A 23,704-nucleotide genomic window follows, 5' to 3' on the forward strand; every position below is an offset into this window, starting at 1 on the left:
GACCGGAAATCCCCGACCGGAGATCCCCGACGAGCTAGGGGCTGTTTCCGTCGGCGGGCCGGAGGGTGCGGACACACACCGACTTGCTGGCCTGCGACGGCACCACGGTGGCCCCGGGCAACGACTCCACCTCACGCGGCCCCAGCTCACGGCGAGCCAGACGCGATTTGGCGCTGGTCTCGGCATCGTCGGTGCGGGCCAGCGAATCAGCCACAAAGTGCAGCCGCAATGGCGCCCGCGTGCGATTGGCCCAGAGGATGTCGTACGTCTGGAATTGTGCGTCCCAGACGACGGCGAACTGTGCCCCACTCACTCCGGGGGCGTCGACCCACTGCGCTTGCGTAGGCGACAAGACCGCCGTGACGCAGACCGGCTCGCTCATGGCTGACCCATATGCCCCGTCTTCGGCGGCATGCGAAAGGTCAGCCGATGCAGCGCCAGACACGACACAGGCGAGCAGGGGCACGGTCATCAACTGCACAGGCAAATGCTTGGCCATGGGCCCTCCCAATGGATTGCTGCGAGTGCAAGGAAGCTTGCCACCATTCCGGGACGCCACCAATAGGTCGATCGTCCTATCTCCGATTCCGCCGACCTCGTCCATACTATACGCACCCCGAGGTCAGGCCCACCTATCGGAGAAGCGACGATGCCCCAGGAACCCGACTCGACCACACCATCCGTGACTGTCACAGCCAACGACTTGCGCCGGGTTGCCGAAGCGGCTGACGGCCTGCGTGGTACGACATATACGCTGTCGGCCAATGCCCCGCTGCGCGACGGCGGTACCGGCCTTGGCCTTGTGCCCGTGGACCCCAAGGCGCCGACCGCGCCGGGCGAGATTCGTGTCGTGACGCCGCTCAAGGCGCCCGGCAAGCCACGCCCCAAGGCGGTGTATGTCCAGCACCCCGGTACGGGCGAGATGATCTACATCGATACGGAAAAGTTCGATGCCGTATTCTGGGGCGAGGCGGCCATCGAGAAGTTTCTCGTGCCGTACTATGTGCGCTTCCAGTCGGAGGGTTTCATGCAAACGTTGCGTGAAGCCATCACGAACGAGGAGATCATTGCCATTGCGCACGAGTATCCGACCAACTTTGACCCCATCACCGACCACGTGCTGGTGCTGCCGTCAGCAGGCGCTACGCTGAACGGCAAGTTCGTCCCACTCAGCGAGTGGTTGGCGTCGCAGAAGTAGCGGACTCACCATCGGCTGTCGCCTTCAAGGGCGGCAGCCGATCGCGAATGCCCCGATACATTGGTACCGACAGGAGTCGCTTGTGCACGAGCGGCTCTTCGCGAATAAGGTTGTTCAAAAGCTGAAGTCCGCGGATTGAATCTCCGAGTTGCAAATGGACCCATGCTTCATCGAAGGCGAAATTCTGGCGCGGCACCCGGCGATCGTCCGGCAAAAGTCGACGCGCCTGTTCCAGCGCCCGACGCGCCGCGACGGTATCGCCACCACGAGCCAATACGCCGGCAAAAACTACGCGCGGATAGATTGGCTGATATACGTCGACCGTCGGCACGCGTGGCCGCTGAGCCAACGAGTCGAGGACGGCAACCAGATACCGGGCTCGCTGCACATCTCCAGTACGATGCGGTCGCTCGCGCATCAATGTGAGCTCGCAAAGCCAGTACGTCGCATGATCGGGAAACGCCACCCTTCCACGCTCACACCACCGATACGCCTCTTCCAGGTCATTGGTGCCGATGGCAGCCGCGAAGAGCGCGAAATATGCCCGCTCACTGTTGTACATAAAGGCATCGTTTTCAAGAGCACGCAGCGCGGCACCGCGCGCCATCTCGTACTCGCCGCGCTTGTTGTAGAGATTCCATAGCGATAGCCACGCATCCGCACGATACGGCGCCAGTGCGCTGGCGCGCATGAGGTCATCTGCGGCGAGCCGAAACAGGGTCGTATCGCTGATGGACTGTCCTTCATGGTTGGCGGCCATCAGTCGCAGCTGACCTCTCACGATCAAGGCGGACGGATCGTCCGGCGTGCTGCGAAGGACGCTATCCATCAGCCTCATGCCCGTATCGAGGACTGCACGCGAGGGCACAAAGGGCGCCAGTGTAACGCGTAGACGGGCTCGCTCGACACGAAGGGCAGACCAGGTAGGCTCTTGGGACAGCGCGCGTACCAGCAGTGAGTCTGCGCTTCGGAGCGCACGCACAGCCGCGTCCCGATCCGTACCTTCTACGCTTCTTGACACAGCTTCGACATCTTCACGCGTTCGCACGGCCGCCACCAGCAGCTTCCGCGCATATGCATCCCGCTTGAATTGCATGGTGTCGCGGAGCACGACCACCTGGTTCATGCGCCGCCCGAGCACTTGGGCCACATAGCGCGAGATGTCGGTTTCCAATGCCAGCGCGTCGCTTCCGTTGCTCCCGAAAATCTGGGATGCGAGCTCTTCACGCGTTGCCGCATCGAGCAAGCGCACCGTCATCCGCACGGTGCTGCCAACCCGACTCATACCGAGTTCCACCAGCGTCCCGATCCGGCGCAGCATGATCAACGAATCCAAGGACACGCGGCCGTTTTCCACTGCGCGAACCTCACCGCGCGTGGTTACGGACAGCGAGTTGGTCGTGAGCTGATCAGTGACACCTGTCAGCAGCGCATCCTGCAGATACGCCAGCGAGCTGTCACCGGCCGGCAGGGGCGCTGGCAGCACCGCGACACGCGTCGCGGGCATCTCGTCCATACCCGCTGCCGCCGGACGCGTCGAGCGATCGCGGAACAGCTGGGTGGCTCCCAATAGAAGCACCAGCACCGCGGCGAGGCCCACCCAGCCCCAGCGGCCGATCGCGGAGCTCGGCGCACGGGCGGCCTGCGGTTTGGGTGCGGGAACGTTGGTGCTCGTCGCCGGCGAGGGTGTCGCCAGCAAGGGTGTCGCCAGCAAGGGTGTCGCCAACGTGGGTGTCGCTGACGCCGGACTCGCTGAGACCGGAGTCGCGGGCAATGGATCCGCCGCTCGCGGCATTTCCGGCTGGGGCCTCTCCGGGAGCGGCCGAACGGAGGTCGGCATCTCGGATGTCCGGTTGACCAGCTCCTGCCGAAGCAGCTTGAGTACCGCCGGCACCGGCCCGTCCTCGTTTTTCTCGAGGCGCGCGGCGTAGTCGTCGAGCACCCGCACGGCCTGCCGCGGCTCGCCCTGCCCCACCAGCGCGCGAGCCTTGCCTTCGACCGCCGCCACCAGGTCCGGGTCATCGACGGCCAGTCGCTCATACCAGCGATAGGCGGCCTCGAACTGGCCGGCAGCCAGCGCCTCCTCCGCTCCCTTCTGCAGGACCTGCTGGAATCGACGGCGCAGTGCACTGCGCACGTTTTCAGCCCACTGTTCGTATTCTGGCGCGTCACCGACGGACCACGTACCGAACAAGGGCCCTTGGTAGACATCCACCACTGCTGGAAGATCTCCAGCCTTCATGGCCAGCTCGAACGCGTCGACGTCGCAGCGGACCAGCGGCGACAGCGTCAGGTCCTCACCCTCAGACCGCAGGACGTCCTGATCCAGCTCCCGGCGGATCTGGTAGACGGCCTCAGCCATATTGCGCTTCGCGTTATCCGGCGACAGCTCCGCCCAGAGAAGCCCCATGATGGCTTCCCGCGTGGCGGTGCGATTCGGGGACAGCGCCAAGTACGCCAGCACCGCGAGACGGCGACGCTGGGTGGCTTTCGACCGCACGACGTCGCCGCCTTCCAGAAGGCGGACGCCGTCAAACAGGCGAAGTTCGAAAGAGCTGAGGCGGGTCGATTCAGTCAAAGTGCCCGAATCTACACCTGAGGAGTGGCCGGATGGGAGGAGTTGATCGAAGAATTTTGCCGCAAACTCAAAATTGATGACGAATTGATCGCCTGACGAGGGGGGATTGAGGGGTTTCTCGCACTTTCCTCCCGTTCGCATGACCGCCTGGACCTTTCTCCGGCCCCGCCCATGCTCGCTCTGGCAACGATCCTCACCGAATTCGGTCTACCCTACATCCGCGCTTCCGTGCGCGGCGAAATCCTCGAAGTCTCCCCGGCGGCCAGCCGTCAAATGGGAGGCGACGAACCGCAGGTGCTGCGCGAACTCGCCGAACTGGCCCGCGATACGGCAGCCGGCCCGCGTCACTGGCGCATCCCACCACAGCGGGCCAGCCCGCGGGCGGCCGAGGCCCGCATTGGGCTCCGGCACTGCGGTGCCCTCAAGGTACGCGCCGTACAAATCGGATCTCCCGATGCCGATTCGGAAATCCTCATGGTACTGAGTCCGGAGCCGCCGGACCCCATGCGGCGCCTGTTCGAGGCACGGCAACTCACCGGACGGGAGCGGGAAATCGCGTCCCTGCTCTCCACCGGCCGGGCCATCCCGGAAGTCGCCGCCGATCTCGCCATTTCGGTGCACACCGCCAAGCGCCACACCGAGCGGGTCTACGCCAAGCTTGGCATTCACAGCCGCGCCGAACTGGCCCGCTGGATGGGCGAGCTCTCGCAGGTCTGAGCGGTAGCGCAGCGTCCCCCCGCGACAGCATCACCTCCGCCGCCCCGCACGCGGCGAGCACTGCCCCCAATCGGCAATGAATAGCCTGTGTGACCTTATTGATGTGCGCCGTGCGGCTCGTCCGTCGCGGCGCGGGAGGGCGGTGGCTCCACCATCCTGGAGCCGCCGCCCTCCGTTTCACCCCACAGCTCGCCGTACAGCGCCGGACCACAGGATTGGCAGATGCCATGGCTGAATCGCGCATCGGAATGCTGACTGACGTAGGTCTCTACGGCCGCCCAGTAGCCCTGGTCATCGCGCACGTTCTTGCAGTTGGCGCAGATCGGAATGAGACCACTGAGCGTGCGCACCTCGGACAGCGCGCCACGCAGTCTGGTGTTGGCATCATTGAGTTCAATATTGGCGAGACCCAACGCCAGTTCGCGCTGCCGTCCGCGGCGGTTGGTAGACACCAGCACACCCGCCAGCGACAGCGCGAGAACCAGCACCACACCGCCCATGCCCACCGCCGTACGTTGCCGCGCGATGATGGCGTCCTGCGCCTGCTGCGCCTCACGCAAATGCACGTTGGCCATGCGTGCGCGATCGGTCTCCACCCGCGCCTGCATGATGGCGATGCGCTGCGCCGCGTCCTGATCGAACACCGTGTCCCGCAACGCCTGATACGCGCGCAGGCGCGCCAGGGCGAGACGACTGTTGCCGGTCCGCTCCTCCAACGTGGCCAATTCACGCAGCGCGGCCAGACTGAGAATGCGCTGACTCACTGACGCGGACGCCTCGAGCGAGGCCTGCAGCGCCTCGCGCGCCATATCGGTATGCCCGAGCGCCGCATGCGCTTCACCCAGATACAGCTGAACCCGAGCAAGCCCTCGAACACTCTGTCGTTCGAGGGCCACGCGATAGACACTATCCAGCAACGGCAGGGCCTCGGCCGGGCGACCCTGCCTGATAAGGAGCAGACCCTCGGCCGAGGTGTTGAGCGACCAGGCTCCGGCCGAGTCGGCGGGGCTCACATCGGCATGACGGGTGGAGTAGTTCTCGCGGGACTCAGCCACCAGCGCCGGGACCGAGGCGTAGTCACCGCGATCAATGGCCAGCATGGCGAGGCTGTTGAGCGCATAGCCGAGCGTTGCGTGCCGTCCTGGCAATCGCCGCGCCAGCGCCTCAGCCTCCTTGAGCACTTGCTGCGCCCGGTCCAGCTGGCCCCAGTCCTGAAAGGTCTTGCCGATGTTCACCTGCGTTCGCACCACCCCCACCGAATCGTGCGCCTGCTGCCACACGGTGAGCGAGCGGAAGAAGGCCTCCAGCGCCGGTCCGTACTGTCCGAGCTGATAGTAGGACGAGCCGAGCGTGTTCATGGTGCGCCCGTAGGCCGCGCGGTCACCGCTGAACTCGCGGTAGCGCTGGGCCTGCTGCAGCCACACGAGTGCGCTGTCGTAGTTGGCCCGCGTCCAATGCGTCACACCACCATTGTGCCAGGCGTCACCCAATGTCTGGGCATCCTGCACCGCTTCCGCCCGGGCGAGCGCACGACGGAATCCGGCCAGCGCCTCACTCAACTGTCCGAGCGAATCGGCACGCATGGCTGACGCAAACAGCGCACCGGCCAACGAGTCACGCGGCGAGGGCGAGACGCGCTCCTGGGCGCTCACGTCAGCACAGGGCAGGCCAAGCAGGCCCGCCACCATCAGCACGCCACCGCTGGCGACCCGTCGGAGGCGCAGGCCAGCCTGAACTTTGGAACTCGGATACATCAAGGGAAATCTAAGCGATTGACCGCGCGGCCCAGCCATCCCCTAGTTTTGATTCATGCTGCAATCCGCTCCACTGATGCTCATTGCCGCCACGGCCATGGAATTGCCCCCCTCACCTGCGACTCCGGCGCAGGTGGCGATCTGCTGCGGCGTTGGCCCGGTGGATGCGGCGGCGCACACGGCTGCCGCACTCCAGCAGTACGCACCGCGCGCCGTTCTGCACGTGGGCATTGCCGGGGCCAGACGGGCGAGTGGGCTCGCGCCCGGTCAGGTGGTGATCGGGCAGCGTGCGCTGTACCACGACCTCGTGATCGATGCCCGCTTCGCGCCGCGCATCGTGGAGGCCAGCGCCACTCTGCTGCAGGCCGCACAGAACACCTTGCCAGACGCCGTGCTGCGGGACATTGGCACGAGCGCGCGCGTGGGTGGCACCACGGACGGCGAGATGATGAGCGGCGAGGTCGAAGCAATGGAGGGCTTTGCCGTGCTGCGCGCCTGTCAGCTCGCGAAGGTGCCAGCGCTCGAGGTTCGCGTCATTTCCAATGCCATCGAGGAGCGTGACCGCACGAAGTGGCATTTCGAAGAAGCCTTCGGCGTCGTACACGCCCTCGTGCCCCCCCTGCTCGAAGCCTTCGACCGGGCCCTTGCTGCCGAGCCGCGCGCATGAGCCGACTGACCTTCGGTTTTTCGCCCTGCCCCAACGACACATTCGCGTTTCACGCGCTCGTGCATGGTCTGGTTCCTTCGCCGCTGCCAGTTGAGCCGGTGCTGCTGGACATCGAGGAACTGAATCGCCAGGCACACACGGGTGCGTTTGCCCTCACCAAACTCAGTGTGGGCGCCATGACCGCCGTGGGCTCGCGCTATCGTCTGCTGCGGAGCGGCGCCGCGCTCGGCAACGGTGTGGGGCCCCTTGTGGTGGCGCGCACGCCGCGCCCACTGGCCGACGTGGCCCAGGGACGTCTCGCCATTCCCGGACGCGAGACCACCGCGTATCGCCTGCTGCGCCTCGCGGCGCCGCCCTTGCAGGACGTCCACGAGCTGCGCTACGACCGCATTCTCCGCGCCGTCGCCGATGGCGAAGTGGACGCGGGTCTCATCATCCACGAGAGTCGCTTCACCTACGCCGATCACGGCCTGGTGCGCATCCTCGACCTCGGCGACTGGTGGGAGCGCGAGACCTCGCTGCCCGTGCCGCTGGCCGGCATTACCGTGCGCGAAGACATCGACCCGACGCTCGCGCAGGAGATGGAGCAGGCCATCCGCGCGTCCGTGCAATACGCCTTCGATCATCCGGAGGCCAGCGCCGACTACGTGCGTGCGCACGCGCAGGAAATGTCCGATGACGTCTGTGCGCAACACATCGCGCTCTACGTGAATCGCTTCAGTCTCGACATCGGTGAGCTGGGCGCCGCGGCCATTGCGCGCCTGGTGGCGCAGGACCGGATTCCGTGAAGCGAATCGCCGCCAGTGTGGTCTTGCTCCTGATGTGCGGCATCCTTGGCTGCACGAGCGATCGCGCTACGGCGGCACTGCTGGCAGAACGTGCACAGTTGACGCGTGAAGTCGCGGGCCTGCGCGACCTGCGTCACGTCAGCGACAGCGGATTGGTGCGTCACCCCGATGAGCTGGTGCTCAGTGTGGCCGACTCGGTCCTGCAACGCATGCTCTCCGCCTCGTTGCCGGTGACGCTGGTCATTCCGGGCACGCTGACCGTGCAACTCACCGACGCGCAACTCGCCTTCCGCGGCAACGTGGCCCGCGTGAATGTGGCGGGCCGTGTGTACCGCGCGGCCTTCCCGCGTGCCACGGCCGATCTCACGGTGCGTGGCACACTCGATGAATTCGCGGTGGATCGCACACGGTCCCTGCATTCTCGCATTCGGCTCGACGACGCGGTGCTCACCTCGCCACGTGATGTACCGTCGGCGTTCAACGATCTCGCCTTGGGCATTCTGCAGCGCCTGGTGGACCGGGCCTTGCCGCAGATCGGATCGGCCCTGCCCAACGTCACCTTGCCGATTCGCTTCGATCACGATCTGCGCCTGCCGGGATTTGGTCCGGAGGGCGCGTTGGCGGTGGAGCCGGCGCGTGCCGATCTCACCATCAGTGCCAGCCGTGTGCTGGCGTTTCAGGACCGCCTGACGGTGGTGCTCAAGGTGGAGCGCAGTCCGTTTGTTGCCGATACGGCGTCTGACGCAACCCGGGACACCATCGGATCGCCGCGAAAGCAGGCGGCGCGTCCATGACGCCGCGCATCACGGCATCGCGCATTCGTTTTCTCCGCATTCGCAAGCGTCGCATTGCGCTTGCCCTGGGTGCCGTGCTGCTGCTTGTCGTGGCAGGCGCTACCGCCTGGTGGTGGAGCACCTCACCCACCCGCGGAGTGGACCGACGCGTGGTGGTGGAGGAGCTGCGCGTTCTCAAGGAGCAGCGCGACGCCCTGCAGGCCGAGCTGGAAGTGGCGCAGCAATACAGTGCGCTGCTCGATCGTCGTCCCGAGGGCGACGTGCTGCTGGCGCTGCCCACCCCCTTCGTGCAGCGCATGGTGACGGGGGTGATTGTGGGATGGTTCGACCGGGTCGACTTGCATCTCACCAATCTGCGCGTGCGCAAGCAGGGCGAAGTGAAGGCCCGACTGGGTTTGCTGGGGCGCCGTCGTGTCGGCACCTACAGCCTGCAGCTCGACGTAGCGGATCTGCGTGGTCGTCTTGAACCCGGCGCCCCCACCCTTTCGTTCGGTGGCGACACGATTGGCATCGTGCTGCCGGTGCGACTCACGCAGGGCGAAGGGCGTGGTCGCATGACGTTCGAGTGGGACTCGCGCGGACTGGCCAACATGGTGTGCGGTGATCTCACGACGGCCGAGAACATCTCGGGGACGGTGATTCCGGCCGACTATGTGGCGCGCGGTCGTCTCAAGCTCAGTGCCTCCAACGGCGGCGTGCTGATAGATCCCGATTTCCCGGGCCTGCAGTTGCGCCTGCGAATCAAGCCCTCGGCCGCCAGTGTGCGGGCGCTCGAGCGTACGCTGGCAGAGAAGTCCCGTCTCTGCGACATGGCGGTGGAGAAGGCCAATGTGGAGGAGCGCATTCTCGCACTGGTGGGACGCGGATTCGCGGTGCGCATTCCGCAGAAGTTCTTTCGCGCCGTGCGATTGCCGGTGTCCATTGAGGGCGCCCTGCCCATGACCGACAGGCGCGTGGAGGTACGCGCCACACCGGACACGCTGGTTATTACACCACAGGCGGTGTGGCTGGCCGCGCGTATTGATGTGCAGCGCAGCCAGCCCTCTCCGCCGTAGCGACTCGTGACTTACCGCGTCGCGTTACCGCGTCGCGTTCGCGAGATCGCGAATGGCCGCGGCCATGGCGGTCACACGCGCCTTGTCGCTGGCACCCGCCACATCACCTGCCACCGCGGCGGCAAGCGAGGTCAGCGCCGACTTGCGCGCCGCGCCGGACTGCTTTTCGGCAGCATCGAGCGCCGAGGCAATGGCCGTGGTTCGCGCGCTCGCGAGACCGTTGCCACGCACCAACTGGTCGAGGTACGAACGCACCACCGGGAAGGCAGCCGGCCACACGAGCTTGGGCTGCGCCTGCGGATTGTACTCGGCCATGCGCACCAGCTTGGCGGCGGCGATTTCGTTGGCCGAGAGGTGTTCGTTGGGCACGAGTTCGAGGATGTCGAGACCGCGCGCCATTTCCGACGAGTAGATGTAGCCGTTGTACCAGTACGCGCCCCATGAGCCGGCAATGGTGCCACGTGCGCGCGTGTTGGCCTCGGCAGCCGGCGCATCCACCGGTCCGCGATCGAAGAAGCCCACCTCGTACGGCTTGTCGGGATCGGTGAAGTCGATGAGGTTCACGCCACCCTGATACCAGCCTTGCACCATGAGGTCACGACCGGGCACGGGGATGAGCCCACCATTGTGCGAGACACAGTTTTCCTGGGCGCTCTGCGCGGTGCCGATCTTGAAGTAGGCGTGCTGCTTGTACTTGCGATCTTCACCAATGACCAGCGTGGTATTGCCGCCCATTTCGAGCGGATGCATGGCCTGACAGTTGGGCGAAGTGCCGCCGCCCCACTCGTCGGTGAAGACGACCTTCTTGCCATCGTTGCTGAACACGGCCGTGTGCCAGAGCGAGAAGTTGGTGTCGGCGACGGCGTCGAGACGCACGGGCTTCTCGGGGTTGGACACGTCCACCAGCAAACCGTGGCTGCCGCAGGAGCCGGCCAGCAGGCCCATCTCCGGATACGACGTCACGTCGTGGCAGTTGCGCGGTCCCGCGGCCGCCATCTGCGCCATCATGGCGCTATCGGCACCCGTGAGCGCACGCGGCGAGCGACGGCCACCACCACGCACCGGTGCCGGCGTGAGGCCGGTGAAGATGCGCGCACCGGTCACTACGGCGGCGTCCTGCGGACGGGTGACGTCGACCTTGATGACGTCGAGACGGTAAAGCGAGTTGCTTTCGTCAGCCGGATCGGCGCCGTTCTTGCACTCCGCCATCTCGGTGGCAGGACGCGCGCCCTGCTGACCCGACACGTAGATGTACACGACGTTCTTGTTCTTCGGGTCGGGAATCAGCGTGTGCGTGTGCGAGCCTTTGCAGGTCTGCACGTTCTTGATGAGCTTCGGCGCGCGCGGGTTGGACACATCGTAGATGCGCACGCCGGCCATGTGATCCTTGGGGTCGGCCACACCGCCCTTGGCGCAGTCATTGCGATTGCCCGCGCCCTCTGCCGACACGAACAGCAGGTTGCCGTAGATGCTGGGGTCACCCTGCGAGGTGATGCAGGGCACCACGGACACCATGCTCGGCTTGGCCGGGTTGCTCACGTCCCAGATGGAGAAGCCGGCGAAGTTGCCCTGATAGACCAGGTTGCCCTTGAAGGCGAGGTCCGAGTTCACAAAGGTCAGACCCTGCAGCGTATCGAACTCGGCCGCCTTCCTGGTGGTGGACACCAGACGCATGCCCTTGATGGCTTCGCCCGCGTCATGCAGGCCGTGCTTGAGCCCGTTGCGCGGATCGGGGCCCGAGGGATACGTCTGGGCCGACACCAGTGATGGTGTGGACGCAGCCAGAGCAAGCAGGACGAGTGACGTCCTGAGCGAACGGACAGCAGGCATCGTGTGAAACTCCTGGTGGGGAATTGAGGCGGGAACGTACGGGCAGCACCATGCCGAAGCACGGCGAAGCAGGGTGCAGACTACAGGTCCAACAGCATCACGCGCATGAGACCGATTTCGGCCGACTGCGTGGACTCCACGTCGTTGGCAAACACCGAGATGTCCACTTCCTGACCGGCGCGCGGGGCCGCAAAGAGATCCCGCACCATCGTCAACGCACCTTCGTGGTGGCGGATCATGTAGGTGAGGAAGAGGCGATCGAACTCGCCGCCCTTGGCGGCGGCCAGGCGATCCATTTCTTCGGCCGTGAGCATGCCGTGCATGGTCATGCTGCGCCACGAGGACGTATCGGGCACAAACTGCTTGTAGTGCCGCAGCCAGTCCTGCATGAGCACGATCTCGCCGGCCTGCGAGAGATCGATCTTCTGGGCGAGCTTGAGCACGCGTGGATTGGCACCGGCCGCGCCGGCCAGGCGCGTCATGGCCACCGCCTGTGCGTGATGCGCAATCATGCCCTGCATGAAGCGCACGTCGGCTTCGGTGATGAGCGAGCCGCTCGGCAGTGTGACCGGTGGCAGGCCGGCGCCGTGGTCATGCGCGGCCGCCGGCGCGTGACCGGCGTGCGCGTCGGCGACAGGGGCTACTGGGGCGGCAGCGGGGGAAGGCGCAGGGTTGCTGCTGCAGGCCGCGAGTTGCATGGCGGCACAGAGCACGAGGCCAAGACGCCGCGTGTTGGGTCGAACGACCATTTCCGTCGATCAGAATGGAGGTGGGAGGTACGACAGGCTGCCCGGCGCGGGCGCAGCCATCCTCTCAGAATAACGCACCAGCGCCGGAAGTGTGGACGGACCGATCAGTCCCGTATGAATGATGTGTATTGGCGCGGGGGCGCTGGGACAGGCAGGGCGTTGGACCCAGTCACCCGACCGGCCAGCAGCACATACAGGAATCCGTTCATTTCCCCCACCAGCTCCGTATGCAGGATACGGTTGTCCGGATTGGGATGTGCAAGCAGTTCAACCTGGCTCGCGAGGTCGCGCCAACGGTGGAACGCGCCGGACGAGTCGTGGCGCAGCACGCGCGCTGAGGCTGTCCGACCCCACCAGGTCCGCATGCGCTCCGTGGCGCGCCAGGTGCCGCCGGAGTCCGAGACCACCTTGCGACCGTCCAAGCGAATCTCGCGGTCGTCATAGGCGACTACGTACAGTCGGCGTGCGGTGTGCGCGGCCAGCCAGGCATCCAAAGTGGGCCCATGCCGCGCTTCGAAGTTGTAGTTGGCATCGAGAAAAGCCAGACGATCAAGCCATGCCGGCAAGGTGTCCTGCGATTCGATGAGCCCGAACATCAGTGACCCGCCGCCGCTATGCCCACTCAGCGTCACGCGCAGGTGGGGCGAGTGGCCGTACTGCGCCGTCACCTCTGCAGCGACCGAGTCGCGCAGCGCTTGCAGCAGTAGGCGAATGCGCCGGTTGGCGTCGGTGTACCCGCGGTTTTGTCGCCACGCCGGCCAGCTCTTGCCGGCCGCTTCGAGATAGACCACCACCAGATTGGACAGTCCGCGCGCACGGGCGGCGCGCGTTTGTGCGGCGATGTGCTGAATGTCGAAGCGCCAGATCGTGGAGTCGACCATCGCACGGCCCATGGTCTCGGCCGTGCTGTTGCCGTTGGGCAGGGCATAGAACACCAGGCCAATGGTGTCGCTCATCCCACGCCCCGTAGGCATCACCACAGTGGCTGTGACTCCACTGTCGGGCGTCAGCACCCGAATGCGTTCATCAACGGCTGGCCCCTGCGCCTCTGCTGCGTGCAGCGCGCAGAAGGTGGACATGCTTGCAGCCCACACATGGTATACGAAAGCTCCAAAGCCAAAGCGCATGAGGCTATTCTCGCCTCATGCGCTTTGATCTGGCAATACGTGGAACCGATTGGCGCGTCAGCGACCGAGCCAGTAGCTGGCCTTGACCAGGAAGACGTTGTCGGGCCGGCGTTCGAAGATGCGCGAGTAACCCTGGGTGACGCCGAACTGATCGGGGTTGGCATCGCTCGCGTCCCGGCCCTGCGTCCAGACGAAGAACAGCACCGAGCCGGGACGATACTCCCAGCGCACGACGTTGTTGGTGCGCAACTGCCCGAAGCGGAAACCCTGCGGGTTGCCACGCGCCGTGTAAGGCCGGAAGCGCTCGTCGCGATCGGACGAACGACCATCAGCCAACGCCCGCCAGTCGGTGTAGTAGCCGGTGCTCACGAAGGGTTGCACGTAGCTCTCGACGCTCAGCGTTGGCGTGAGCGTGTAATTGATGCGTGCCGTGACCGAGCCGGTGCGCTGGTACAGGCGAGCAAAGGTGTACGACGTGACGCCGTTGTCGACGAAGTTGCCGTTCCACTGTTGATCGTCGATGTTGCGCGTGTAGTTCAGGTTGATACTGCCGTTGAACTGGGTGCCGAAGCGCACATTGGCGCCGGTATGGATGTTCCAGCTGCTGCCCAGCCCATCGAGTCGGCGTCCCACGCTGCCGCCGATGTTGGGTGCCACGCTCTTGCGCCCATCACCGTTGAGGTTGAACCAGCTGTTGAGACGCGCGGGGCGGAAGATTTCCGGCCCGCCGCGGGAGTCACGGTCGGAATAGGCCGGCACGAGGTCATTGAAGCCGATGCCACCGTTGACGTTCCAGAAGTTCTTGAGTTCGCCCCAGCCGTTCACGTTGCCGCCATTGCCCAACAGGAGGCCCGAGGTGTTGCGGAACTGCCAGGCATTGAAGTTGGCCTGGGCGCGACGGAACATGGCTACCGGCGTAACCGGACGCAGGGCAAACCACAGCGACTGGCCCATCTCGTCACTGCGCGTGCGGAAGCCGAGGTCGTTGATCTCGAAACCTGGCGTCATGTACCACACACTCGTATGCAGCCGCGTGATGCCGCCGCCCTGCTTCTCGAGCGCCCCCTGCACCATCATGCCCGAGAGACTGGTGCGTGTGCTGTCGTAGGTGAGATGGTCAGCGTCCGGGCGCTGATAGAGATGCACGTTCGAGCGCTGTGTGAGCGCGATGGACTTGGCGGTGCCGGTCACATGCGAGCCGGCCATCTGTCCGGACACCTGCCAGCGGTTGTTGCCGAAGCGGTGCCGGCCATCGAGACCGCCGCTCCACGCAGTGCCGCGCAGAATGTCCTGCGTCCACTGATCGGTTTGGCGCGCGGTGTTGGTGACCATGAGCCCGATGCCGCTGTTACCACCGCGCAAATCCTGCTGCAAACGCAGCACGGCATAGTTGGTCTGCGGCTCGATGGTGCGGAGCTGTGTGCCCTGTTCGCGCTGCGTGATGGCATCGATGAAACCCACCGACAGGCCGTTGCCCAGTCGACCGGTGACCTTGGCGGCGCCAATGATGCGCGACTGCAGTGGTGACGCTGCGTCACCGAAGTTTCCGCGCAGCTGTGGTGAGCGCCCGATGCGTCGTGAATAGAAGAGGCCCGTGCACTGGCCGTCGTTGCAGTCGATGTCGTAGCGGAAGATGCCCACACCTTCCAGAAAGAAGGGGCGACGCTCGGCGAAGAACTGCTCGAAGGCCGAGAGGTTGAGCACACCCGGGTCGGCTTCCACCTGACCGAAGTCGGGATTCACCGCCGCGTCGAGCGTGATGTTGGATGTGAGCCCCACCTTGATGTCTGCGCCGACCTGCGTGGCCGCGGCATTGCGCGGCGTGCCATTGCCCAACGGGCTCGCGCCGTACTTGGCCACGCTATAGGGCATGAGTTCCATGCGGCGCGGCGCGGGCAGGTTGGAGAAGCCAGGCACCGAGGCCCACTGACTCACCATGCCGGTCTTGGAGCGACGGAAGAGCGGCCACGAAATGCGCTCCCCACGTCGGGCGATACGCCGCATGACCAGCAGACCGAACGTGTTGTCGCCCTGCGGGACGTAGCGCAGCTGACTGAGTGGAATGCGGTACTCTGCGGTCCAGCCGAGCGAGTCGATCTGCGCCGCGCCTTCCCACACGGCGTTCCAGCCCCAGTCCTCGTTGCCGTCGTTGAACATGTAGCCGTCGGACATGGTACCGGCCGGCGTGAGACGGAACATGTAGCCGGTTCGCTTGTCGTTGTACGAGTCAATGCCGATGATCACATCATCGGACAGCGCCATGCCGTCGCGCCGCTGCAACACGGACAGCAGGCTGTCGGGATGCGGATCGTAGGCGCGCACGAGCACGTAGAGATTGCGCGTGTCATAGGCAATGCGCGCCTCGGTGCGGAACGACGGATCACCGTCTTCCGTTGGCTCCCACTGACGGAACGCCGTAATGGGTGTGGCCGACAGCCAGGTGTCGTCGTCAGCGCGACCATCAATGCGTGGCGCGCGAATGGCCTTGTCGGGATCACGGGGCGTAAGGCCCACCATGATCGGGATGGGCATGGCGCCGGCGGCGTCAACAGGCGGTGTGGCAGGCGCAGTATTCGCGGACGCGATCTGCAGGAGCAAGGCGACGAACCGCATGGCGAGCGGGTTGGGGGCACGGGGAGTGTTGCAATCCGACCGTTGGACGCCTCAACCACGCAAAAGGGTTGGATCGAGTTTCGCGAAGAGCGCAAAAGGTATACATCCTTCGTCTCGTCACGTCACTCGGCCCTTCTTCGTGCGCCTGGTACCACCAGACGGTGATGAGCCGCGATGCAGCTCAGAACGTCGGCAGTGCCGGTATCCTCACTGTGTCATTCACACACGCCGCAGTTGATCCGCGTGTGGCAGCTCGTCGGCCGGCACGTTGTAGCGCACGCGCCGCAACGTGAAGGTGCCGTAGGTAAAGGGCTCACGGTCGCGGTAGTGCCAGATGGCATCACCCTGACTGGCCAGTCGCACGCCGCCAAAGTCGCGGTAGAAGCGCAGCGGGGTGGTCCAGCGGAATCCGTCCGCGTCCAGAAAGTGGCGGTCATCGGAGCTGAAGTTCACCAGATCGCCGTGGACGTCAAATTCGAGTGAAGCATGCACCGTGTCCCCACCGCTCCGGAACGCCACGTCCACCTGTCGTTCGCTTTGTTCCTTCCAGGTGAGACGCGAATCGAGCAGGGCGGCTGGCATCATGATGCACCAGTCGTTGAGCACCGTGACGGACTCCGCGCGGTGCAGCGCTTGACCTGACTCGCGAACCACCGGCAGCAAACCCAGCAGGCGAATGTCCATGCTGGCGTCGGTGCTGTTGTAGGCATGCACTCCGTGCACGGGCAGCCCGAACATGTGCGTGTGCAACAGAAAGAGCCGCGTGGGCGGGTGCACGAAGCTCACCTGCAGCACGGGCGTTTCCATGGGCGGCTGATCGGGGGCGCGATACAGCGTGGCATGCATGTCAATGACCGCGTTGTGTACTCGGGGCTTTCCTACCACGCCGCAGCGCCGCAGATAGGTGGCCACGGGTGTGGGCAGTGCCACAAGGTCCGCCTCGGTCACGAGGTCTGCCGAGCCGCTGCTGTCATTGCTCGACAATTGAGCGGCCACCGCGCGGTCGAGCGCGGCATCAAAACGCTGGTCGGTAAACGAGCACATGAGCGACCCCTTGGCAGGTGGGCTGTCACGACAACCGCCGCGCCAGTTGAGCGCGGCCTACCTCTCAGCCTGCCACCACCTTGCTGGTCTGCCTATCGGGCGAAACCTGACCGGTCGACGGTGAAATACACGGCCTCGCGTGCGGGATCAGCCGGCGAGGCGGCGCGCGAGTGGAACTGCGCGCCGATGCGTTCGAGCGCCCGTTGTGAGCGCGTGTTGTCCACGCCGACGTGAAACCAGACCCGTTCGGCCCACTGGAAACTGTGCGCCAGCATGAGCCGCTTGAGCTCGCCGTTCCAGCGCCCGCCCCAGTGACTGCAGGCGAGAAAGGTGTAGCCGATGGCCACTTCGCGCGCGGTGGCGTTCCACTCGTACCAACGGGAGCTGCCAATAAGCGCGCCCGTTGTGGCGTCGTGCACCACGAGCATGCCGCCGTTCGTGGTTCCCGCCAGTGCGAGACCGGAATCAAGGAAGCGCTGAAAGACGTCGCGCTGCCAGCGTGTGGGCTCAGGGTGCTGTTCCCAGATGCGCGGGTCGCTGGCCACGGCGTAGAGCGCGTCGGCATCGGCCGGCGTGAACGGGCGGGCGGTGACGAGCGCGCCGCTCAGGCTGGGTTTCCAGTCGGGGGACATACGGTCAAAGCACGATGAGATGTCGAGGCTCAGCGCCAAAAACGGCCGCAGCAGGTATAGAGCGATCGAAGGTCACCAAGCGCCCATGGTGTCTGACCGCAAGTGCGAGCAGATACAGATCCGTGAGATGTCGCCCATTCAGCACCGCACTCGTGTTGATGTAAAGCGAATCGAGTACGGAAACGTCATCGGTCCAAAACTGGTGCGCCGCGTGTCTGGTAGCTTCCGCCAGCCGTTCCGCCACCACCGGAAAGGGTCGCGCATTCGGGTAGGCTGGCGAGGACATGATACGCAGGCAGCCGTTCTGTGTGATTGGACACGATGCCCAACCCAGATCACCGTGCGTTGCGAACCACTCCATTGCTACGTGATGGGAGACATGTGCCGCATCGAGCAGCGCTATCAGCACGTTCACGTCAAGTAGCGCGCGCATGGCAACAGGAAGTTGTGGCTGCAGGCCGCTCAGTATGCGTCGTCCCTACGCAACTCATCGATGAGTGCGTTGGTCACCACCGCATCACCAGCGGGAAACGGACGAAAGCCATAGACGGCCGAGGGCTCACGTACCACACTCGACGACTCGGCCGTGGTCAGTGCGCGGCGCAACAACTCCGAGACCACCTGACCGGCGGTCTTTTTTTCCCGGCGCGCCCGCTCCTTGGCGGCTTCGAGCACGTCGTCGTCGATGTCGAGGGTGGTGCGCATGCATCAGATGATAATGCATCTGATGCACCATGGCAACTCCTGGTCGTTGGCGATCCGACTTAGGTGCGCGACTGGGGTTATGGTCATATGTACGACACCCAAACGCTTCCCGCACCCACACATGCCCAAACGCCGCCCTCCTACTCAGCCGCCCGAACCGCTGTTCGACCCCAGCGATCGCGACGCCAAGGTGCGCGATCTGCAGCGGCTGCTTGGCCAGCAGCAGTTCGACAGCATTGAAGAGGTCAACGCGTTCCTGCAGCGCGAGGTGATGAGCAAACCGCTACCGCGTGTGAAGGGCACGACCAACCGAGAGCGGGCCGAAGATCTGGTGATGGCGGCGCAGGAGGAACGCTCCATTGCCAAGGCGCAGAAGCGTCTGGCGGAGGCCCTGGCGTTGGATCCGGATTGTGTCATGGCCCATCTCGCACTGGCCGAGTTGTCGGAGGCACCGTCGGACACCGTGCAACATTGCCGAAACGCCATCGCAGCGGCGCAGCGGGTGCTGGCAGAGGGCGCGGACGACGACCGTCCGCCCGTGTGGTACCATCCCATTGGTCGCCCTTACATGAATGCCCGTTTTCTCTTGTCCAACACGCTCTGGAACATGGGGGATCGCCGGCCAGCCATCGAGGAAGCCCACGCGATGCTTGCGCTCAATCCCGGCGACAATCAGGGCATGCGCTACGTGCTGATGGAGTGGCTCATGCGCGCCGGCTCCGTTGCCGAGATTGACGCGCTGCATGCCGCGTACGCGGACGAACGCAGTGCCGCCTGGAGCTTCAGCGCGGCCCTGCATCGATTCCGGACGCATGGCGACGACGCCACAGCCAGGAAGTTGCTGCGCACCGCGGAGGCATCCAACAAGCACGTGGTCCCCATGCTGCTTGGGCGCACGGAGTTGCCGATGGAGCCACCCATGACGGTCGGGATTGGTGACGAAAGCGAGGCGGTATCGTACGTGCTGACTGCGCTACCGACGTGGTTCGAGTGCGGGGCTTTTTCGTGGCTCGAAGAGCAGGCGCCGGCATCGAGCATTCGTCGTGCGAGGCGTCGCTGACGTCTGCCCCTAGGGCGCGGCTTCCTGTGATGTCTTGCTCTTCCGCGGGTGCGCCACCGAGTGCAGATACAGCGACTCCACCTTCTCACGAGCCCAGGGTGTTTTGCGCAGGAACTTGAGCGAGGAGTTGACGCTGGGATCGTGTGTGAAGCAGCGGATGGTGATGCGCTCACCAAGTCCCGGCCAGCCGTAGCGCTCCACCAGGTGCTCCACCATGGCCTTGAGCGTGACGCCGTGCAGCGGGTCGGGCTTGCGCGTGGATTCGGTCATGTGTGAAGTATGCCAGCGCGGCTTTCTTCAATCCACCGTTTGCCATGGTTGCCTTGCCATGATCGGCTCACCGCCAACTGTCCAGCTGCGTTCCCTGAATGTGGGCGCCTTCGAGCGCCTGACAGCCGAGCGGCCGCTCAAGAGTGGCATTCGCAAGCACTCCGTGCAGGGGCCCGTGCTCTGCGATGCCGAGGGTCTCGTTGGCGACGCGATCGGCAACCGCACACATCATGGCGGCCCGGATCAGGCGCTCTATCTGTACAGCGCTTCCGACTACGCGTGGTGGACCACGGAGCTGGGGCGGGAATGCGGCCCAGGGCTGTTTGGCGAGAACCTCACGCTCGACGCCTGGTGGCCCGCGCCGCGTGTGGGCGACCGCGTGCAGTTCGGCGAGGTGCTGCTGGAGCTCACGGCGCCGCGCATTCCGTGCAACACGCTGGCCACGCGCATGGGCGACCCGCAGTTCGTACGGCGCTTCGCGCGGGCCGTGCGACCGGGCGCCTACGTGCGCGTGCTGCGGACGGGTGTGCTGGAGGCCGGCATGACCGGGACGGTGACACGCGGCAGCGCCGAGTGGCCGAGCATCGATGCGTTGTTCCGGCTGTGGCACGAGACGCCGCGGGACAAGGCGGGGCTCATGGCGGCGATTGGCGCGCCCATCGAGAGCCGGATGCGTGCGCGGTTCCTGGGGTGGGTTGCGGACCGCGGGTGAAGGACGCCCGCCGCGCGCTTGGTCCGCGTCGTATCTTCGGGCATCCCTGACCTGCCGGAGTGCGCCATGAGCGACGAAACCCCGCTGACCTTCACCGCCGAACACCGCTCCTGGGAATGGGAACTGGTGCTGCAGTATGAGGACGGCTCACTGCCGTCGAGCGCATGGAATGAGGCGACCCTCGCCGTGGTGGCCGGCTGGTATGCGAAGCAGCTGCCACCTGACCAGGCACGGCGACGCTACGCGCAGAGTTACCAGCGCAACCGGCGTCGCCTCAGCAATCGGCTCGACGCGGCGGCCGTGGATACCGCAGCCCTCGAGGCCCTGGATGCCGTGTGGGAGTCATTGCTGGAGCGACGTCTGGCCCCGCCTGAGGAGAATTTTCTTGGGGCGTAGGAATCGCACCTAGTCGGCCGAGTGCGCATTTGAGCCGCGGCCGTTTCGCTGAAACGCGGCCTTGTCTGCTGGGCAACTCAGACGAGCGTGATCACGTCCTGAGCAAGAAGTGAAACAGAGGCGCTCACCTGCTCCGGATCTCCGACCAGCGTTTCCGCTCGACCTGCCATGATTGAACCGACGGCGTTTGGCCCGGAGGCAAAGAGCTCAGTGAGATACGTGATTGCCTCGTTGGTCACCTCACCACTCAGTTCGTTGGTCTTGAGAGCACGCAGACTGTCAGCCATGGCCTGACTATTGGTGGCGACCAGCAGGCGGTAGATGTCGTGCGCGTCCTTGTCGATCAGGCGTCCGGGGGCGCTTCGCCGTTCACTGATCTTGTGGAGCTTGGCAACCAACAACGCCGCTGGTCCGGCCACGTTGAGCTCGAAGGATCGATCATCCGACGCCTCAAGCGCAGCAATCCACATGGGTGAGCAATCCACGACAGCGGCTTCAAGGCCTTTGGTGCGGCGAGTCGCGTGGTCGTTGTGCGGAGGTATACGACCGCTGCGGCGGCTCCCTTTCCCTGCAAGTCGCTCCGGCACCATCAGGTCAACCGGGATGCCAGCTGGTGATAGCCAGCTTCCCGGTTGACGTGACGTGGGGTGGTGGCTGAAACCTGCTCCGCGCATCGCCTCTTCCAACAACGGGTCATCCTGAAGGCGACCGGTGTGAATGGCGATATCGGAGTCTTTGGTTGACTCGGCGAGCGCAACCTGGGCGCGACCGGTGTGCAGATAGATGGCCTGCGCTCCCACAAGCACCAAGGCATCGCGATGTGGCTCCAGCGCCTGCAACGCGTCGAGCAGTGCTCGGCGCGCCGCCACCAGAAGTTCAGCGTCTCCAGTTTGATTCATTGCGTTCCATCCAATCGAGGAGTGCGAGGGCTTCGCTGGGGTTTCGACCAGGACCGTTGAGGAGATCGACGGCGACCTGGCTCAGTGCCGCGTATTGGAGTCCGTTCAGCGTGCGTGCACGTTCAAACACCACGTCGTAGTCACCCACAGCGAGCACCACGTTGGCGCCGGTGGTCGCTGCACGCAGTTCAAGCGCATCCGCGGCGGCCTCGATGTCTTGCACGTAAAGCACGGCGAGACGCGAAGCGGCGTATGGCGCAACGGACTGTGCGGCCAGCGATCCCGTGATGACGTAGTCTGTGTCGTCGCGATTGCGGAGACGTTCCATCAGAGCGGGAAGGCCTCGTGGTTCGAGAAATCGGGCAACGACGTTGGACGTGCCGAACTCGTAGTCGCGGCTCCAGCGCTCAAGGACCGCTCTCCACGCGACGGTGGTGATCGGTCCTCGATTTTCGCGACTGAGAAGCTGGAGCTCTTCGAGCAACTCGACCACGCGATACGTGGCTCCGATAGAGGCCCCGGCACGCGCAGCCAGCTCTGGGACGGTGTATGGGGGAGCAAAGTCGATCAGAGCCCTGACCACTCGAGCGGCCGGTGGGCCCTTGAGAGTGCCACGAGGGCGTCCCGGGCCACGCCAAGGGTCCTTCTCCGCACCCTGGCCGCGAATCAGCAAGGCGGGGCTTTCCGCGGAGAGATACAGATTGCCTGTGGCGTCGAGATACCCGGCGCCAAGTTCAGCAATCTTGTCGCGGGTGGCGGGTGACAGGTAGCGAGCGACGACAACCGGGATCTGCGGTTGGCCTTCGGCGCCGATGCCGCGACGCAGGCGCTCCAGCAAGGTGAAAACATCGCGGGTGGCCACCAGGCGCTTTACACCCATGAGCGCCGTCAGCTCAGTTCCGTCCGGCGCCCGAAGCCGGAGCAGCGCGTCCGTCTCTCTATCCTGGCCGGACATGGTCGTTTCGACGGTCCATGCGCGCGGTAAGAAAGCCCGCAGTCTGCTGACGGCGGCGCGTAGGATATCGAGTTCGCGTTGTGGAGTTTCCTGAAATTCCATGGTTCTCTTGCCGCCGGAATATGGCGTTTTATTGACATTATGCTGAATCCACATAATTATCAAGTTCCGAGTTCACCGGAACACTCTAAATTAGTAGAACTGCATCACCTGTCCCAGAACCTATGTCGACAAAATCGGAAATCCTCGACACGAATCACGGGAACGTCGATCGGATCGACACATTTTCTGCATATGTCGATGAAAGGCTAAAACGTGAACATGTCTGTTCCTGCATGGCAGCCCGACCAGCCACTGAGCAGGCTTGCCGACCTGATCTACGATCCGGAAATAGCCTGGGGCGGATCTCAGGCAGTGCATCGAGGCGCGGGCCGCGGCAGCCGGGCTGAGACCAGTCGCCAGGTATTCCCACATTTGGCAAGTCTCATAAGTACATCGCCACTGCTTCGAGCGGGAGGGAGCTCGGAAACGCTTCATGCATGGGCCCACTGGCCTCGCCCCCTTGGATCGCGAGGGCATGGCTCACTACCAGTTCGAAGCCACACATCCGTTCACGGATGGCAACGGGCGCACGGGTCGCGTGCTCAACGTGCTGTTCCTGATCGAGCAGAAGCTGCTGACGCTGCCCATTCTCTATCTCAGCCGCTACATCAATACCAACCGCTCGGAGTACTATCGATTGCTGCAAGGGGTCACCAGTCACGGCGACTGGGAAGCCTGGCTGCTGTACATGCTGCGCGGCGTAGACGAAGCCGCGCAGTGCACCACTACTACGATCGCCGGACTCCGCGCCCTATCGGAGAATACGGCAGAACATGTGAAGCGCGCGCTGCCACGACTTTACAGCCGCGAGTTAGTGGACAGGATTTTCGAGCTGCCGTACTGCCGTATCAGCAGCGTCACGGAGCGCGGCATTGCCAAGCGCCAGACGGCATCGGTGTACCTGAAGCAACTGGTATCCATTGGTGTGCTGACCGAACACACCGTGTCACGGGAGAAGCTGTTCATTCACCAGAAGCTGATGCGGCTGCTGACGGAGGGCGGGAATGATTTTGAGCCGTATCCGGATACCTTAGCGGAGCAAACGGTTTAGTAACGCTA

The 23,704-nt window shown here is 64.6% G+C and carries 23 protein-coding genes and 1 pseudogene; 10 read left to right on the forward strand and 14 right to left on the reverse strand.

Translation table 11 applies throughout. From position 1 onward, the window contains the following. Nucleotides 1–34: 34 nt before the first annotated feature. Nucleotides 35–499: a hypothetical protein gene (locus tag B2747_RS02795; RefSeq protein WP_291156623.1), complete on the reverse strand. Its 465-nt coding sequence runs from the start codon at nucleotides 497–499 to the stop codon at nucleotides 35–37. 150 nt (nucleotides 500–649) lie between these two features. On the opposite strand from B2747_RS02795, the gene B2747_RS02800 reads away from it, so the two are divergent. After that, complete coding sequence (locus B2747_RS02800; protein WP_291156626.1) at nucleotides 650–1,198, forward strand: hypothetical protein; 549 nt, start codon at nucleotides 650–652, stop codon at nucleotides 1,196–1,198. Here B2747_RS02800 and B2747_RS02805 read toward each other — a convergent pair. Continuing rightward, a complete protein-coding gene (locus tag B2747_RS02805) occupies nucleotides 1,170–3,776 on the reverse strand; it encodes a hypothetical protein (RefSeq protein ID WP_291156628.1) in 2,607 nt (868 codons plus the stop codon). The genes B2747_RS02800 and B2747_RS02805 overlap by 29 nt on opposite strands. A gap of 171 nt (nucleotides 3,777–3,947) precedes the next feature. Here B2747_RS02805 and B2747_RS02810 point away from each other — a divergent pair, with 171 nt between their 5' ends. Further along, the gene (locus tag B2747_RS02810; protein WP_291156632.1) at nucleotides 3,948–4,493 is read left to right on the forward strand and encodes a helix-turn-helix transcriptional regulator; all 546 of its coding nucleotides are present in this window, start codon (nucleotides 3,948–3,950) and stop codon (nucleotides 4,491–4,493) included. A gap of 95 nt (nucleotides 4,494–4,588) precedes the next feature. On the opposite strand, the gene B2747_RS02815 is transcribed toward B2747_RS02810, so the two are convergent. Beyond that, nucleotides 4,589–6,247 carry a tetratricopeptide repeat protein gene (locus B2747_RS02815; RefSeq protein ID WP_291156635.1) on the reverse strand — a complete coding sequence of 553 codons (1,659 nt, stop codon included), beginning with the start codon at nucleotides 6,245–6,247 and terminating at the stop codon, nucleotides 4,589–4,591. 55 nt (nucleotides 6,248–6,302) lie between these two features. On the opposite strand from B2747_RS02815, the gene B2747_RS02820 reads away from it, so the two are divergent. The 4 genes from B2747_RS02820 to B2747_RS02835 are packed head-to-tail and all read left to right on the forward strand — an operon-like array spanning nucleotide 6,303 to nucleotide 9,551. Next, entirely contained in the window at nucleotides 6,303–6,914 is a 612-nt protein-coding gene (locus B2747_RS02820; RefSeq protein WP_291156638.1) for a hypothetical protein, read from the forward strand. Then, the gene (locus B2747_RS02825; RefSeq protein WP_291156640.1) at nucleotides 6,911–7,702 is read left to right on the forward strand and encodes a 1,4-dihydroxy-6-naphthoate synthase; all 792 of its coding nucleotides are present in this window, start codon (nucleotides 6,911–6,913) and stop codon (nucleotides 7,700–7,702) included. The genes B2747_RS02820 and B2747_RS02825 overlap by 4 nt, the downstream gene beginning before the upstream one ends. Beyond that, nucleotides 7,699–8,496, forward strand: coding sequence for a hypothetical protein (locus B2747_RS02830; RefSeq protein ID WP_291156643.1), 798 nt, complete (start codon nucleotides 7,699–7,701; stop codon nucleotides 8,494–8,496). The genes B2747_RS02825 and B2747_RS02830 overlap by 4 nt, the downstream gene beginning before the upstream one ends. After that, nucleotides 8,493–9,551 (forward strand): hypothetical protein, encoded by a 1,059-nt coding sequence (locus tag B2747_RS02835; protein WP_291156647.1) that lies wholly within the window; start codon nucleotides 8,493–8,495, stop codon nucleotides 9,549–9,551. Before B2747_RS02830 ends, B2747_RS02835 begins: the two co-directional genes overlap by 4 nt. A 24-nt stretch (nucleotides 9,552–9,575) precedes the next feature. Here the strand turns inward: B2747_RS02835 and B2747_RS02840 are convergent, their stop codons facing one another. The 8 genes from B2747_RS02840 to B2747_RS02875 form a co-directional block, all read right to left on the reverse strand. Further along, a complete protein-coding gene (locus tag B2747_RS02840; protein WP_291156650.1) occupies nucleotides 9,576–11,381 on the reverse strand; it encodes an LVIVD repeat-containing protein in 1,806 nt (601 codons plus the stop codon). An 80-nt stretch (nucleotides 11,382–11,461) separates the two neighbouring features. Further along, nucleotides 11,462–12,130, reverse strand: a complete 669-nt coding sequence (locus B2747_RS02845) for a DUF305 domain-containing protein (protein WP_291156652.1) — start codon at nucleotides 12,128–12,130, stop codon at nucleotides 11,462–11,464. A 104-nt stretch (nucleotides 12,131–12,234) separates the two neighbouring features. Then, nucleotides 12,235–13,209 carry a hypothetical protein gene (locus B2747_RS02850; RefSeq protein WP_291156654.1) on the reverse strand — a complete coding sequence of 325 codons (975 nt, stop codon included), beginning with the start codon at nucleotides 13,207–13,209 and terminating at the stop codon, nucleotides 12,235–12,237. Between the two features lie 105 nt (nucleotides 13,210–13,314). Further along, a complete protein-coding gene (locus tag B2747_RS02855; RefSeq protein ID WP_291156656.1) occupies nucleotides 13,315–15,870 on the reverse strand; it encodes a DUF5916 domain-containing protein in 2,556 nt (851 codons plus the stop codon). Nucleotides 15,871–16,089: 219 nt separating this feature from the next. Next, complete coding sequence (locus tag B2747_RS02860) at nucleotides 16,090–16,914, reverse strand: DUF6544 family protein (RefSeq protein ID WP_291156658.1); 825 nt, start codon at nucleotides 16,912–16,914, stop codon at nucleotides 16,090–16,092. Nucleotides 16,915–17,006: 92 nt separating this feature from the next. Next, the gene (locus B2747_RS02865; RefSeq protein WP_291156661.1) at nucleotides 17,007–17,546 is read right to left on the reverse strand and encodes a GNAT family N-acetyltransferase; all 540 of its coding nucleotides are present in this window, start codon (nucleotides 17,544–17,546) and stop codon (nucleotides 17,007–17,009) included. Between the two features lie 4 nt (nucleotides 17,547–17,550). Next, the gene (locus B2747_RS02870) at nucleotides 17,551–17,979 is read right to left on the reverse strand and encodes a TA system VapC family ribonuclease toxin (RefSeq protein WP_291156663.1); all 429 of its coding nucleotides are present in this window, start codon (nucleotides 17,977–17,979) and stop codon (nucleotides 17,551–17,553) included. Between the two features lie 29 nt (nucleotides 17,980–18,008). Further along, nucleotides 18,009–18,251, reverse strand: coding sequence for a hypothetical protein (locus B2747_RS02875; RefSeq protein ID WP_291156664.1), 243 nt, complete (start codon nucleotides 18,249–18,251; stop codon nucleotides 18,009–18,011). Nucleotides 18,252–18,372: 121 nt separating this feature from the next. Here B2747_RS02875 and B2747_RS02880 point away from each other — a divergent pair, with 121 nt between their 5' ends. After that, on the forward strand, nucleotides 18,373–19,311 hold the full coding sequence (locus B2747_RS02880) for a hypothetical protein (protein ID WP_291156666.1): 939 nt from the start codon (nucleotides 18,373–18,375) through the stop codon (nucleotides 19,309–19,311). A 9-nt stretch (nucleotides 19,312–19,320) separates the two neighbouring features. Here the strand turns inward: B2747_RS02880 and B2747_RS02885 are convergent, their stop codons facing one another. Further along, on the reverse strand, nucleotides 19,321–19,581 hold the full coding sequence (locus B2747_RS02885; RefSeq protein ID WP_291156668.1) for a VF530 family protein: 261 nt from the start codon (nucleotides 19,579–19,581) through the stop codon (nucleotides 19,321–19,323). A 58-nt stretch (nucleotides 19,582–19,639) separates the two neighbouring features. On the opposite strand from B2747_RS02885, the gene B2747_RS02890 reads away from it, so the two are divergent. Further along, on the forward strand, nucleotides 19,640–20,293 hold the full coding sequence (locus B2747_RS02890; RefSeq protein ID WP_291156670.1) for an MOSC domain-containing protein: 654 nt from the start codon (nucleotides 19,640–19,642) through the stop codon (nucleotides 20,291–20,293). A 66-nt stretch (nucleotides 20,294–20,359) separates the two neighbouring features. After that, nucleotides 20,360–20,689 carry a hypothetical protein gene (locus tag B2747_RS02895; RefSeq protein ID WP_291156672.1) on the forward strand — a complete coding sequence of 110 codons (330 nt, stop codon included), beginning with the start codon at nucleotides 20,360–20,362 and terminating at the stop codon, nucleotides 20,687–20,689. Nucleotides 20,690–20,766: 77 nt separating this feature from the next. On the opposite strand, the gene B2747_RS02900 is transcribed toward B2747_RS02895, so the two are convergent. Then, nucleotides 20,767–21,588 (reverse strand): GSU2403 family nucleotidyltransferase fold protein, encoded by an 822-nt coding sequence (locus B2747_RS02900; protein ID WP_291156675.1) that lies wholly within the window; start codon nucleotides 21,586–21,588, stop codon nucleotides 20,767–20,769. Continuing rightward, nucleotides 21,566–22,699: a hypothetical protein gene (locus tag B2747_RS02905; protein WP_291156677.1), complete on the reverse strand. Its 1,134-nt coding sequence runs from the start codon at nucleotides 22,697–22,699 to the stop codon at nucleotides 21,566–21,568. Before B2747_RS02905 ends, B2747_RS02900 begins: the two co-directional genes overlap by 23 nt. Before the next feature lie 370 nt (nucleotides 22,700–23,069). Here B2747_RS02905 and B2747_RS02910 point away from each other — a divergent pair. Next, nucleotides 23,070–23,696, forward strand: a pseudogene (locus tag B2747_RS02910) (Fic family protein); the annotation flags it as partial. Nucleotides 23,697–23,704 lie beyond the last annotated feature (8 nt).

This window comes from Gemmatimonas sp. UBA7669, assembly GCF_002483225.1.
Lineage (GTDB): Bacteria > Gemmatimonadota > Gemmatimonadetes > Gemmatimonadales > Gemmatimonadaceae > Gemmatimonas.